General features: G+C 59.8%; 9 protein-coding genes, 2 tRNA genes and 2 pseudogenes. 3 read left to right on the top strand and 10 right to left on the bottom strand.

Annotation, left to right across the window (positions count from 1 at the left end; all coding sequences use genetic code 11):
• Nucleotides 1-22 precede the first annotated feature (22 nt).
• Nucleotides 23-581 (top strand): annotated as a pseudogene (locus ACQVLG_RS19610) (GbsR/MarR family transcriptional regulator).
• A 130-nt stretch (nt 582-711) separates the two neighbouring features.
• Nucleotides 712-891 carry a hypothetical protein gene (locus ACQVLG_RS19605; RefSeq protein WP_230540806.1) on the top strand — a complete coding sequence of 60 codons (180 nt, stop codon included), beginning with the start codon at nt 712-714 and terminating at the stop codon, nt 889-891.
• A gap of 80 nt (nt 892-971) precedes the next feature.
• Here the strand turns inward: ACQVLG_RS19605 and ACQVLG_RS19600 are convergent.
• The 6 genes and pseudogenes from ACQVLG_RS19600 to ACQVLG_RS19575 all read right to left on the bottom strand — a co-directional run bounded on the left by ACQVLG_RS19600 (nt 972) and on the right by ACQVLG_RS19575 (nt 6,384).
• A tRNA-Arg gene (locus tag ACQVLG_RS19600) sits at nt 972-1,046 on the bottom strand.
• A gap of 94 nt (nt 1,047-1,140) precedes the next feature.
• Nucleotides 1,141-1,217: transfer RNA gene (locus ACQVLG_RS19595), tRNA-Pro, on the bottom strand.
• Nucleotides 1,218-1,298: 81 nt separating this feature from the next.
• Complete coding sequence (gene glmM / locus ACQVLG_RS19590) at nt 1,299-2,636, bottom strand: phosphoglucosamine mutase (protein ID WP_230540807.1); 1,338 nt, start codon at nt 2,634-2,636, stop codon at nt 1,299-1,301.
• Nucleotides 2,637-2,676: 40 nt separating this feature from the next.
• Nucleotides 2,677-3,510, bottom strand: coding sequence for a dihydropteroate synthase (gene folP / locus ACQVLG_RS19585; RefSeq protein WP_474290695.1), 834 nt, complete (start codon nt 3,508-3,510; stop codon nt 2,677-2,679).
• Nucleotides 3,511-3,618: 108 nt separating this feature from the next.
• Nucleotides 3,619-5,497 (bottom strand): annotated as a pseudogene (gene ftsH, locus ACQVLG_RS19580) (ATP-dependent zinc metalloprotease FtsH).
• A gap of 203 nt (nt 5,498-5,700) precedes the next feature.
• Complete coding sequence (locus tag ACQVLG_RS19575; protein ID WP_034757436.1) at nt 5,701-6,384, bottom strand: RlmE family RNA methyltransferase; 684 nt, start codon at nt 6,382-6,384, stop codon at nt 5,701-5,703.
• Between the two features lie 42 nt (nt 6,385-6,426).
• On the opposite strand from ACQVLG_RS19575, the gene ACQVLG_RS19570 reads away from it, so the two are divergent.
• Nucleotides 6,427-6,897 (top strand): YhbY family RNA-binding protein, encoded by a 471-nt coding sequence (locus ACQVLG_RS19570; protein WP_010397237.1) that lies wholly within the window; start codon nt 6,427-6,429, stop codon nt 6,895-6,897.
• 106 nt (nt 6,898-7,003) lie between these two features.
• On the opposite strand, the gene ACQVLG_RS19565 is transcribed toward ACQVLG_RS19570, so the two are convergent.
• The 4 genes from ACQVLG_RS19565 to carA form a co-directional block, all read right to left on the bottom strand.
• Nucleotides 7,004-7,447, bottom strand: a complete 444-nt coding sequence (locus ACQVLG_RS19565) for a DUF4149 domain-containing protein (RefSeq protein ID WP_474290694.1) — start codon at nt 7,445-7,447, stop codon at nt 7,004-7,006.
• On the bottom strand, nt 7,447-7,923 hold the full coding sequence (gene greA, locus ACQVLG_RS19560) for a transcription elongation factor GreA (protein WP_034757428.1): 477 nt from the start codon (nt 7,921-7,923) through the stop codon (nt 7,447-7,449). The genes ACQVLG_RS19565 and greA overlap by 1 nt, the downstream gene beginning before the upstream one ends.
• 168 nt (nt 7,924-8,091) lie before the next feature.
• Nucleotides 8,092-11,331 (bottom strand): carbamoyl-phosphate synthase large subunit, encoded by a 3,240-nt coding sequence (gene carB / locus ACQVLG_RS19555; protein ID WP_474290693.1) that lies wholly within the window; start codon nt 11,329-11,331, stop codon nt 8,092-8,094.
• Nucleotides 11,324-12,502 carry a glutamine-hydrolyzing carbamoyl-phosphate synthase small subunit gene (gene carA, locus ACQVLG_RS19550; RefSeq protein ID WP_474290691.1) on the bottom strand — a complete coding sequence of 393 codons (1,179 nt, stop codon included), beginning with the start codon at nt 12,500-12,502 and terminating at the stop codon, nt 11,324-11,326. The genes carB and carA overlap by 8 nt, the downstream gene beginning before the upstream one ends.
• Nucleotides 12,503-12,668: the final 166 nt, after the last annotated feature.

Raw genomic sequence — 12,668 nt, 5'->3', positions numbered from 1 at the left:
TATGAAAACTCAAAATATCCAAATGACGCCGCTGATCCTGACCTTCGTCAGCCATTTCGGCGAGATGGGCAGCCGCTGGGGCTTTTAACCGCACGGTGGGGCAAGTGTACGCCTTGTTATTTGTCGCGGAGCATCCCTTGCACGCGGATGAAATCGCGGAACACCTGAGTTTCTCGCGCTCGAACGTGAGCATCGGCTTGAAGGAATTGCAGGGCTGGGGCTTGATCCGCCAGTCGCGCATCCCCGGCGACCGGCGCGAATATTTTTCCTCGCTGGGCGACGTGTGGCAGATCTTCCGCGTGGTGGCCGCCGAGCGCCGTCGCCGCGAAGTGGCGCCCACCCTGACGGTGCTGCGCGAATCGTTGCTGGCGCCGGCCACGGAACCCGTGGACCAGTATGCGCAGGAGCGCATGCGCGAGATGTATGAATTGGTCGACCTGGCCAATACCTGGTTCGACGACTTGCAGCGCCTGTCGCCCGAATCGATGGCGCAACTGATGAAAATGGGCGCCAAGGTACAAAAATTGCTCAACGCCAAGGATCGTCTGTTCGGCAAGAGTCCCGACGACAGCGAAAAGTAAGCTCCGCCCTCACGGGCCGCGGCGCCCCGTTTACACCGCGCATACGCGCCGCGCCCGACTCTTTACACCGCCTTTATGCACCTCTCGCTATGCTGGCTGGCACCACCGCCACCCTTGCGAAGGAGCTTCCATGCATGAATCCCCATTCCACCCCCGCGCGCGCAGCCTGCTGCGCCAGCATTTGCCCGTGCGCGAACGGCTGCGCCTGGCGCGCATGGCGAGCAAGAAAGTGCTATCGCTGTGTTCGGCGCTGCTGTGCGCGGTGCCGCTGCTGTATTTGCTGAGTTTGGTGTTGTTTGCGCAGCCGTAGAACCGGCGAGCAAGACGGGAGGAAGGGAACGATGCGCTGTGGTGCGGCAGCTTGCCGCATGCTCGTGGCCAGTATGAAACTGGTCCGCCCAGAGGGAATCGAACCCCCATTCACGGTTTAGAAGACCGTTGTCCTATCCGTTGAACGATGGGCGGAAAGGTGCAGTATTTTAATCCATGCACGCCAGCAATGAAATGCTTGCGCGGAATAGAAAACGGGCTGTCATTTCTGACAGCCCGCTTATGACTTTGGTCGGAGTACAAGGATTCGAACCTTGGACCCCCTGGTCCCAAACCAGGTGCGCTACCGGGCTGCGCCACACTCCGAAGACAAGATAATAACGCCCCCACTCAATTTCGTCAATTGCCATAGACGAATTAGATGGAAATAACTATCGGCGCCTGCCCTTACACCGCCACTTTATCCGCGATGCGGCGCGCCATCGATTCAGCCTTGTCCTTATCTTTCGCTTCCACCATCACGCGAATCAGCGGCTCCGTGCCAGAAGCGCGGATCAGCACGCGGCCCGTGTCGCCCAGCTCGGCCTCGACCAGTTCCTTCTCGGCCACCATGGCGGCATTTTTCTGCCAGTCGAAACCGGGCGCCACGCGCAGGTTGATCAGGGTTTGCGGGAACAGCACCAGTTCGGCCAGGCATTGCTGCAGGCTCTGGCCGCTGCGCTTGAGCGCGGACAATACTTGCAGCGCGGAAACGATGCCGTCGCCCGTCGTGTGCTTGTCCAGGCACAGCAAATGGCCGGAACCTTCGCCGCCCAGTATCCAGCCCTTTTCCTTCATGACTTCCAGCACGTAGCGGTCGCCCACCTTGGCGCGCGCAAAGCCGATGCCCTGCTGCTTGAACAGCACTTCCAGCGCCATATTCGTCATCAGGGTGCCGACGGCGCCGGCCACGGGGCCCGTCGCCAGGCGGTCCTTGACCATGACGTACAACAACTCGTCACCGTTATACAGGCGGCCCGTGGCATCGCACATGATCAGGCGGTCGGCGTCGCCATCGAGGGCGATGCCCAGGTCGGCGCCATGCTCGACGACGGCTTCGGCCATGGCCTTGGTCGCCGTGGCGCCAAAGCCCGCATTGATGTTGAAGCCATCGGGCTTGTTGCCGATGGCGATGACTTCCGCGCCCAGCTCATGGAAGACGTGCGGGGCGATATGATAGGCGGCGCCATGCGCGCAATCGACAACGATCTTCAGGCCGCGCAAGTCCAGCTCGTTCGGGAAGGTGCCCTTGCAAAATTCGATGTAGCGGCCCTGGGCGTCGTCCAGGCGCTTGGCGCGGCCCAGCTTGTCCGATGGCACGCAAGCCATCGGTTCGTCGAGCGCCGCTTCGATTTCCAGTTCCACGCTGTCAGGCAGCTTGGTGCCCTGGCCGGAAAAGAACTTGATGCCATTGTCGTGATACGGATTGTGCGAGGCGGAAATGACCACGCCGGCCGACAGGCGCAGCGCCCGCGTCAAATAGGCGATCGCCGGCGTCGGCATGGGGCCGGCCAGCATCACGTCCACGCCGGCGGCCGACAAGCCCGCCTCCAGCGCCGCTTCCAGCATGTAGCCGGAAATGCGCGTGTCCTTGCCGATCAGCACAGTCGGGCGCGCCTTGCCGCCTTGCGACTTGGCCAGCACCTTGCCGGCCGCATAGCCGAGGCGCATGACGAAATCGGGGGTGATCGGAGCCGTGCCCACCAGGCCGCGGATGCCATCGGTGCCAAAATATTTACGCGTCATCGTATTTCTCTTTTTGTTGTTTATGATAAATCTTACAGGCTCAGTGTGCCATGCGCCAGACCTTCAATGCATCGACGGTTTCAGCTACATCATGCACACGGATAATTTCCGCACCTTGCGCTACCGCAGCAAGTGCACCGGCAACACTGCCGGCCAGACGCTGCTCGACGGGACGTCCCGTGACGGCGCCGATCATCGACTTGCGCGACAGGCCGGCCAGCACGGGCAGGCCCAGCTCGCTGCGCAGCCGGCGCGTGGCGCGCAATAAAGCGTAATTCTGCTCCACCGTCTTGCCGAAGCCAAAGCCGGGGTCGATGCACAGGCGCTCGCGGTCGATGCCGGCCGCCGTCATGGTGTCGATGCGTTCGCGCAGGAAGGCGATGACTTCGCGCACCACGTCTTCGTATTGCGGCTGGTCCTGCATGGTTTGCGGCACGCTTTGCATGTGCATGATGCACAGCGCGCAGTCGCTGTCCCGCACGGCGTCGATGGCGCCCGGCGCGCGGAAACCGTTGATGTCGTTGATCATGTCGGCGCCCGCCAGGATGGCTTCGCGCATCACTTCGGGTTTATACGTGTCGACGGACAGGGGCTTGCCGCAGTCGCGCAAGGCGTACAGCACGGGCATGACGCGCTGCAACTCGTCCTGCAGCGGCAGCGGCGGCGCGCCGGGGCGGCTCGATTCGCCGCCGATATCGATGATGTCGGCGCCGTCAGCAATCATCTGCTCGGCGCGCGACAGGGCAAATTCCAGGTGCTGATACTGGCCCGCATCGGAAAACGAATCGGGCGTGATGTTCAGGATGCCCATCACCAGCGCCTGCGTGCCGGACAGGTTGAAGCCGAAGCGGCCGAATTGCAAATAGTGTCGCATGTGAATCTTTTTAGTCGTCAGGAAAAAACTGCCGCGGCAACGAAAAAGGGCAAGGATTGCTCCTCCTTACCCTTCTATTACATGCCACTAATCAGGCAGTGGCAGCTATCAGGCTGGCGCCGTCACGTTTGGCGAGATGCCGCCCGTGCCGCTGTCGCCCGCATTGCGGCGTGGCGGGATGACTTTCGGTGGACGCGGCTCCAGGCCGGCCATGATGTCATTGATTTGCTCTGCATCAATGGTTTCCCATTCCAGCAAGGCTTTGGTCATCATTTCCACCTTGTCGCGGTTGCTTTCCAGCAAGGTTCGCGCCAAAGCATATTGCTTGTCGAGAATATTGCGGATTTCAGCATCGACCTTTTGCTGGGTCGCTTCCGAGATCGTCTTGGTGGCGCCACCGAAGAAACCTTCGTTTTCGCTGTCTTCGTAGACCATCACGCCCATGCTGTCGGACATGCCGAAGCGGGTCACCATGGAACGGGCCAGCTTGGTGGCACGCGAAAAGTCGTTCGACGCACCCGTGGACATTTGTCCAACGAAAATCTCTTCGGCGATACGGCCGCCGAACAGGATGGAAATTTCTTCCAGCATCTTGTCCTTGTAGGCGGACAAGTTGTCGTGTTCCGGCAACTGCCACGTCAGGCCCAAGGCCCAGCCGCGCGGCATGATCGTCACTTTATGCACGGGATCAGCCTTCGGCAACAGCTTGGCGACGACGGCGTGACCGGACTCATGGTAAGCCGTATTGCGACGCTCTTCCTCGCGGATGATCATCGATTTACGCTCGGGACCCATGTAAATCTTGTCTTTCGCATCTTCGAAGTCGGCCATTTCCACCAGGCGCTTGCTGCGGCGCGCGGCGAACAGGGCTGCCTCGTTGACTAGGTTGGCCAGATCCGCGCCCGAGAAACCGGGGGTGCCGCGGGCCAGGATATCGGCTTTCACGTCAGTACCAATAGGCACTTTGCGCATGTGCACGTTCAAGATCTGTTCGCGGCCGCGGATATCGGGCAAGCCGACGGAGACCTGGCGGTCGAAGCGGCCCGGACGCAGCAAGGCTTTGTCGAGACGTCGGCGCGGTTGGTGGCGGCCACGACGATGACGCCGGAGTTCGCTTCAAAACCGTCCATCTCGACCAGCAACTGGTTCAGGGTCTGTTCGCGCTCGTCATTGCCGCCGCCCATGCCGGCACCGCGGTGACGGCCGACAGCGTCGATCTCGTCGATGAAGATGATGCACGGCGAATGCTTTTTCGCGTTTTCGAACATGTCGCGCACGCGGCTGGCGCCGACGCCGACGAACATTTCCACGAAGTCGGAACCGGAAATCGAGAAGAACGGCACCTTGGCTTCGCCGGCGATGGCGCGCGCCAGCAGGGTTTTACCCGTGCCCGGAGGACCGACCATCAGCACGCCGCGGGGAATACGGCCGCCCAGCTTCTGGAATTTGCTTGGATCCTTGAGGAAGTCGACCACTTCGTTGACTTCTTCTTTCGCTTCGTCGCAACCGGCGACGTCGGCGAAGGTGACGGTGTTGCTGGCTTCATCCATCATGCGCGCCTTCGACTGCCGAACGAGAATGCCCCGCCCTTGCCGCCGCCTTGCATCTGACGCATGAAGAAGACCCAGACGCCGATCAACAGCAGCATGGGGAACCAGGAAACAAAAATAGTTTGCAGGAAAGACGCTTCCTCGGGCGGACGCACATCGAAATGCACGCCATTGTCGCGCAGGTCGCCGATCAGGCCCTTGTCGAGGCTGGTGGCGGTGGTACGCACCTTGGTGTCGTCCATCAGCTTGGCGGTGATCGACGAACCTTCGATCACGACATCCTTGACGCGCTTGGCTTTGACTTCATCCAGCAAATCGGAATAAGCGATGGCCTTGCTGCCGCCTGTGGCGCCATGACTGTCGAATTGCTTGAACAGCATGAACAACAGCAGCAATACGACTACCCAGATGGCAGATTTGGAAAACATGTTATTCACGAAGACTCCTTGGATGCAGTGCGCATCTCTTTACCTATAGCTAGAAACACGATTTTACTCGCAATAAGCGGGCCGTGCCAAAGCCCGCCGATCCGTGCGCGCGAAAAAACCGCGTTCACGCAAAAAAAATGCAGTATAAACAATTTAGGCTTTTATGCCATCAGACGCTACTGCACTTCTCGTTCCCATGTGCGGATTCCCGCTCAAATATCAAGGGCGGAATCATCTTCTTCCACGGCATTTTTCAGCGGATTCTTGATTCCACGGCCCATCAGGAAGATTTCCGACGATTTATCGCGGCTGGCCTTCGGCTTTTTCTGCACCACGACCTTGAATTCAGCGCGGAATTTCTCCACGATCTGGCTGAAACCCATGTCTTTAAAGCATTTCACCAGCAATACGCCCGATGGTTTCAAATGCAATTGCGAAAATTCGATGGCCAGGTCGATCAGATGCTCCATGCGCGCGGCGTCCGCCGTGGCGATGCCCGACAGGTTGGGCGCCATGTCCGACAGGACCAGGTCGACCTTGCGTCCCTGCAACACCACTTCCAGCTGGCGCAGCACGCGCGCTTCGCGGAAGTCGCCCTGGATGAAGTGGAAATCGGCAATCGGTTCCATTTCCAGCATGTCCAGGCCAATCAGGGTACCATTGACCCCGCCGCCGTCCTTGCCGGCCAGCTTGCGCCGCGTGTACTGGGCCCAGCTGCCAGGAGTGCAGCCCAGGTCGACGATCACCTGGCCAGGTTTGATCAGTTTCTCGTCTTCATCGATTTCTTTCAGCTTGTATGCTGCCCGGGCGCGGTAGCCCTCTTTTTGCGCCAACTTCACATAAGGATCATTTATGTGGTCGTGCAACCAGTTTTTGTTTAATTTCTTCTTTGCCATTCGCGTAGAATACTGCTTTTAAGGGAATTACTAAATATTATTATGCTAAAACTTACACCCGTAGAGCGCAGCGCACTGCGCGCCGAAGCACACGCGCTGAAGCCTATCGTCATCATTGGCGAAGCGGGCTTGACACCTGCTGTCCTCAAAGAGATCGACCTTGGCCTGGATTCGCACGGCCTGATTAAAGTCCGCGTGTTCGGCGACGACCGCGAAGCCCGCGTCGGAATGTACGATACGATTTGCGGCAATCTCGGCGCCGCCCCGGTACAACATATTGGCAAACTGCTGGTAATCTACCGTCCGAAAAAAGAAGTGGTTAAGGAGAAGGTCAGCGCCGGCAAAGGCATGCGCGAAGTGACCATCGTCAAGGCCAGCGCCAGCGGCACCAAGCGCCCCAGCGTGACGAAAGTCATGATCAAGGGCAATGAGCGCGTTACCGAAGGCGGTTCCATCAAGCGTGCCAAGCCACGTCAGAAAAGCGCCAAGAAAAGCGCACTGGGCAGCAAGTAAGCCTGTTCACCCGGCCACCGCAAGGCGGCCGGGCTTGAAACAAGAAGCGGAGCACGGGATATCCCCTGCTCCGCTTTTTTCATGCGATTACTTTACCTGCATCAAATTACTGCTGTTTCCAGATCAATACGCCCGCCAGCAGGCTCTGCACGGCAAAGATCGCGGTCGACACGCCATGCAGCATGCCGAAGCGGCTGCGCATGGCCTCGTCCATGATGCCCGACGGCGCTTGCGCCTTGAGTTCGGCCATCAGCGGCGAAATGCCGAAATGGCTGAGCAGCGCGCACACGAGCATGGACAGCACCAGCGCCCCCAGCAGGCGGCGGCGCTTGAGTTCCAGCGCGCCGGGCGCCCATTGCAGCAAGGCCAGCAGTATCAAGGCACAGGCGATGGACAGCCATGCCTCGGCGCGGAACATGCTGCCGGCGATATTGCCCGCCAGCACGCGGTCGCTCAGGGTGCCGAACAGCGTGGGCGCCACGATGAAGCCGATGGTCCACAGGCTGCCGGCCCACAGGGCGGCAACGAGGAAACGCAGGCGCGTCAGCATCAGATGTACAGCACTTCCAGGATTTCGTATTCGCGCGGGCCGGACGGCGCCTGCACTTCCACCACGTCGCCGGCGTACTTGCCGATCAGCGCGCGGGCGATCGGGGACGTCACGGAAACCTTGTTCATTTTCAGGTCGGCTTCATCGAGGCCGACGATCTGGTATGTGACTTTCTGGCCCGATTCCAGGTCTTCCAGGTTCACGGTCGAGGCAAACACCACGCGGCCTTCCGCGTCGAGCGCGGTCGGGTCGATGATTTGCGCTGCGCCCAGCTTGCCTTCGAGCTCGGCGATGCGGCCTTCGACGAAGGCCTGGCGTTCCTTGGCGGCATCGTACTCGGCGTTTTCCGACAAATCTCCGTGCGAACGCGCTTCGGCGATCGCATCGATGACGATGCGGCGTTCCTTGGTCTTCAAATGATGCAGCTCTTCCTTCAAGAGTTCTGCGCCGTATTTGGTCAATGGGACTGAGGTCATGTTATCTCTACTATCTGCTAGTTATCGGCGCCGTTGCCGTGTTTTGTCACGCTGAACGGACTTACCAAGTGAAAACCACAGAGGCCGCGCGCTGCTCTGCACGGAACTCTGTGGTTGATAAGCATGCAGTGTACCGCCTAACGGCGGTCACTGCAAATCACACGCGGACTATGCTTGCTGCAGGGTCTTGTGCAGGCCTTGCAAATCGTAGACGCGCAACTCATCCAGATGGCGGATGCCTTCGACGGCCGCTTCCGCGCCCGCGATGGTCGTGTAGGTCGTCACGCGCGAGGCCAGGGCCGACGTGCGGATGGCCCGCGAATCGACGATGGCGCTGCGCTTTTCTTCCACGGTGTTGATCACCAGCACGATTTCATGGTTCTTGATCATGTCGACGATGTGCGGACGGCCTTCGATCACCTTGTTCACTGGCGTGACGGCGATGCCGGCAGCAGCGATCACGGCGGCGGTACCCTTGGTGGCAACCACGGTGAAACCGGACTCGACCAGGTCGCGCGCCACTTGCACGGCGCGCGGCTTGTCCGACGCTTTCACGCTGATGAAGACCTTGCCCGATTTTGGCAGGTTCACGCCGGCGCCCAGTTGCGATTTCACAAACGCTTCGCCGAACGTCAGGCCCACGCCCATGACTTCTTCGCCCGTCGATTTCATTTCAGGGCCCAGGATGGTGTCCACGCCCGGGAACTTGACGAACGGGAACACGGCTTCCTTGACGCTGAAATATGGCGGCACGACTTCCTGCGTGATGCCTTGCGACGCCAGCGACTGGCCGACCATACAGCGGGCGGCGATCTTCGCCAGTTGCAGCCCCGTGGCTTTCGAAACGAAAGGCACGGTGCGCGAGGCGCGCGGATTGACTTCCAGCACGTAGACGACGTCTTTCAGCTGGCCATCGATTTCCTGTTTCTGGATCGCGAACTGCACGTTCATCAGGCCGACCACGTTCAAACCCTTGGCCATCAGCGCCGTCTGGCGTTTCAGTTCTTCAATGGTTTCCGCTGCCAGCGAGTATGGCGGCAAGGAGCAAGCCGAGTCGCCCGAGTGGACGCCAGCCTGTTCGATGTGTTCCATCACGCCGCCGATGAACGTCGTTTCGCCGTCGGAGATGCAATCGACGTCGCACTCGATGGCGTCGTTCAGGAAGCGGTCCAGCAGCACGGGCGAATCGTGCGAAACCTTGACGGCTTCGCGCATGTAGCGCTCGAGGTCGCGCTGCTCGTGGACAATTTCCATGGCGCGGCCGCCCAGCACGTACGATGGACGCACGACCAGCGGGTAGCCGATTTCCTGCGCCAGCGCCAAAGCGTCGGCTTCCGTGCGCGCGGTGCGGTTAGGCGGCTGGCGCAGTTCCAGCTTGTGCAGCATTTGCTGGAAACGCTCGCGGTCTTCGGCCGCATCGATCATGTCGGGCGAGGTGCCGATGATCGGCACGCCATTCGCTTCCAGATCCAGCGCCAGTTTTAATGGGGTCTGGCCGCCGTACTGCACGATCACGCCGACCGGTTTTTCGATGGCGACGATTTCCAGCACGTCTTCCAGCGTCAGCGATTCGAAGTACAGGCGATCCGAGGTATCGTAGTCGGTCGAAACCGTTTCTGGATTGCAATTGACCATGATGGTCTCGTAGCCGTCTTCGCGCATGGCGAGGGCCGCGTGGACGCAGCAATAGTCAAATTCGATACCCTGGCCGATACGGTTCGGGCCACCGCCCAGCACCATGATCTTTTTCTTGTCGGTCGGATTCGACTCGCACTCTTCGTCGTACGTGGAATACATGTACGCCGTGTCGGTCGAGAATTCCGCCGCGCAGGTGTCGACGCGCTTGTAGACGGGACGGATGTTCAGCGCATGGCGCTGCTGGCGCACGGCCGTGTCGGTCGTTTGCAGCAGGAAGCCCAGGCGGCGGTCCGAGAAGCCCTTCTGTTTCAACTTGTACAGGGTGTTCTTGTCCAGGTTTTCCAGCTTCTGCGTGTCCAGCCACAGTTCCAGGTCGACGATTTCCTTGATCTGGATCAGGAACCATGGGTCGATCTTGGTCAGATTGTGCACTTCTTCCAGAGTGAAACCCTGGGCAAACGCGTCGCCCACGTACCAGATGCGCTCAGGACCAGGCTCGCCCAGTTCCTCTTCGATCTTTTCGCGGTCCTTGGTCTTTTCGTTCATGCCGTCCACGCCCACTTCCAGGCCGCGCAAGGCTTTCTGGAACGATTCCTGGAAGGTACGGCCGATGGCCATCACTTCGCCGACGGATTTCATCTGCGTCGTCAGGTGGTGGTCGGCGGTCGGGAATTTCTCGAACGTGAAACGGGGAATCTTCGTGACGACGTAATCGATCGATGGCTCGAACGATGCCGGCGTGGCGCCGCCCGTGATTTCATTGCGCAGCTCGTCCAGCGTGAAACCGACGGCCAGCTTGGCGGCGATCTTTGCAATCGGGAAACCCGTCGCTTTCGATGCCAGCGCCGACGAACGCGACACGCGCGGGTTCATCTCGATGACGATCATGCGGCCATCGACGGGGTTGATCGAGAATTGCACGTTCGAGCCACCGGTGTCGACGCCGATCTCGCGCAGCACTGCCAGACTGGCATTGCGCATGATCTGGTATTCCTTGTCCGTCAGGGTTTGCGCTGGCGCAACCGTGATGGAGTCGCCCGTGTGCACGCCCATCGGATCGAGGTTTTCGATCGAGCAGATGATGATGCAGTTGTCCGCCTTGTCGCGCACCACTTCCATCTCGTACTCTTTCCAGCCCAGCAACGATTCTTCGATCAGCAGCTCTTTCGTCGGCGATGCTTCCAGGCCGCGCTTGCAAATGGTTTCGAATTCTTCTTCGTTGTAGGCGATGCCGCCGCCGGAGCCGCCCATGGTGAACGATGGACGGATGATGGTCGGGAAGCCCAGGGTGCGCTGCACTGCCCACGATTCTTCCATCGAGTGCGCCACGCCGGAGCGTGCCGAACCGAGGCCGATCTTGGTCATCGCATCCTTGAACTTGGAGCGGTCTTCCGCCTTGTCGATGGCTTCCGGCGACGCGCCGATCAGCTCGACGTTGTATTTTGCCAGCACGCCATTGTTGAACAGGTCCAGCGCGCAGTTCAGCGCCGTCTGGCCGCCCATCGTCGGCAGGATGGCGTCAGGACGCTCCTTGGCGATGATGCGCTCGACGACCGACCAGGTGATCGGTTCGATATAGGTCACGTCGGCCATTTCCGGATCGGTCATGATGGTCGCAGGATTGCTGTTGACCAGGATGACTTTGTAGCCCTCTTCGCGCAGGGCCTTGCACGCTTGCGCGCCGGAATAATCGAATTCGCAGGCCTGGCCGATCACGATCGGGCCAGCGCCAATAATCAGAATACTTTTGATATCTAAACGTTTAGGCATTTTTCTTTTTCTCCTCCGCAGCCATCAAGTTGATGAAGCGGTCAAACAGGTAAGCAACATCCATCGGGCCCGGCGACGCTTCAGGGTGGCCCTGGAAGCAGAAGGCCGGCTTGTCCGTGCGGGCAAAGCCCTGCAGGGAGCCGTCGAACAGCGATTCATGGGTCACGCGGCAATTCGCGGGCAGAGTTGCCGCGTCGACTGCGAAACCGTGGTTTTGCGAAGTAATCAAGACCTGTTTCGTTTCCAGGTCCTGCACCGGGTGGTTGGCGCCGTGGTGGCCGAACTTCATCTTCAAGGTTTTCGCGCCGGAAGCGAGCGCCATGATCTGGTGGCCGAGGCAGATGCCGAAGGTCGGGATGCCCTTCTCGATCAGCTCCTTGGTCGCCGCGATGGCGTAGTCGCACGGCTCCGGGTCGCCGGGGCCGTTCGACAGGAAGATGCCGTCCGGATTCAAAGCCAGGGCGTCGGCCGCCGTCGCTTGCGCGGGCAGCACGGTGACTTTGCAGCCGCGCGCCGTCAGCATGCGCAGGATATTGCGCTTGACGCCGTAGTCGAAGGCAACCACGTGGTATTTCGCATCGGCGTCAAGCAACTGGCCATAGCCTTCGCCCAGGGTCCATTCCGTTTCGCGGTACTCGTAGGCGGCCTTGCTCGATACCACCTTGGCCAGGTCCATGCCGGCCAGGCCAGGGAAGGAGCGTGCCAGTTCCAGCGCTTGCGCGGCGGACGGTTCGTTGCCTTGCGTGCCGACGAGGATGGCGCCGCCCTGTGCACCTTTTTCACGCAGGATGCGCGTGAGCTTGCGTGTATCGATGCCGGCGATGGCGACGATATTTTCAGCTTTCAGGTAATCGGACAGGGAGAGCGTGGAACGGAAACTGGATGCCAGCAATGGCAGATCGCGGATGATGAGGCCGGCGGCGTGAACCTTGGAAGATTCGACGTCTTCCGGATTGACGCCCGTATTGCCGATATGCGGATAGGTCAGGGTGACCATCTGGCGGCAATAGCTTGGGTCGGTAAGGATTTCCTGATACCCGGTCATCGAGGTGTTGAAAACAACCTCGCCCGTGGTATGACCGGCGGCACCGATCGAAAAACCTTTAAAGATCGTTCCATCAGCAAGCGCTAATATGGCTGGAACGGCAGGGCCAGAAAAAAATGGCGGCAAGGGCAACTCCTGATAAAGTTACCGTAGCTGCGCCACGTCAGACCGACCGCCTAGTTACCCGAGCCAGATGCACTCAGGTGTTTCAACGGTCATTTTGAATGAGGGGATGGGTAGTCGCTACGGTATATGTGTGATTGGCTAAACCTTTGAATTATAACCAAAAGGA

It is taken from the genome of Janthinobacterium sp. TPC_1, from assembly GCF_056037845.1.
Note: the sequence above shows the minus strand (reverse complement) of the source record. Positions and strands in the feature narration are given on the sequence as shown.

Bases quoted from the DNA above. Each gene is read 5' to 3' on its own strand.
- ACQVLG_RS19605 (WP_230540806.1), top strand. From the start codon at position 712: ATGCATGAATCCCCATTCCACCCCCGCGCGCGCAGCCTGCTGCGCCAG.
- glmM (WP_230540807.1), bottom strand. From the start codon at position 2,636: ATGACGCGTAAATATTTTGGCACCGATGGCATCCGCGGCCTGGTGGGC.
- folP (WP_474290695.1), bottom strand. From the start codon at position 3,510: ATGCGACACTATTTGCAATTCGGCCGCTTCGGCTTCAACCTGTCCGGC.
- ACQVLG_RS19575 (WP_034757436.1), bottom strand. From the start codon at position 6,384: ATGGCAAAGAAGAAATTAAACAAAAACTGGTTGCACGACCACATAAAT.
- ACQVLG_RS19570 (WP_010397237.1), top strand. From the start codon at position 6,427: ATGCTAAAACTTACACCCGTAGAGCGCAGCGCACTGCGCGCCGAAGCA.
- ACQVLG_RS19565 (WP_474290694.1), bottom strand. From the start codon at position 7,447: ATGCTGACGCGCCTGCGTTTCCTCGTTGCCGCCCTGTGGGCCGGCAGC.
- greA (WP_034757428.1), bottom strand. From the start codon at position 7,923: ATGACCTCAGTCCCATTGACCAAATACGGCGCAGAACTCTTGAAGGAA.
- carB (WP_474290693.1), bottom strand. From the start codon at position 11,331: ATGCCTAAACGTTTAGATATCAAAAGTATTCTGATTATTGGCGCTGGC.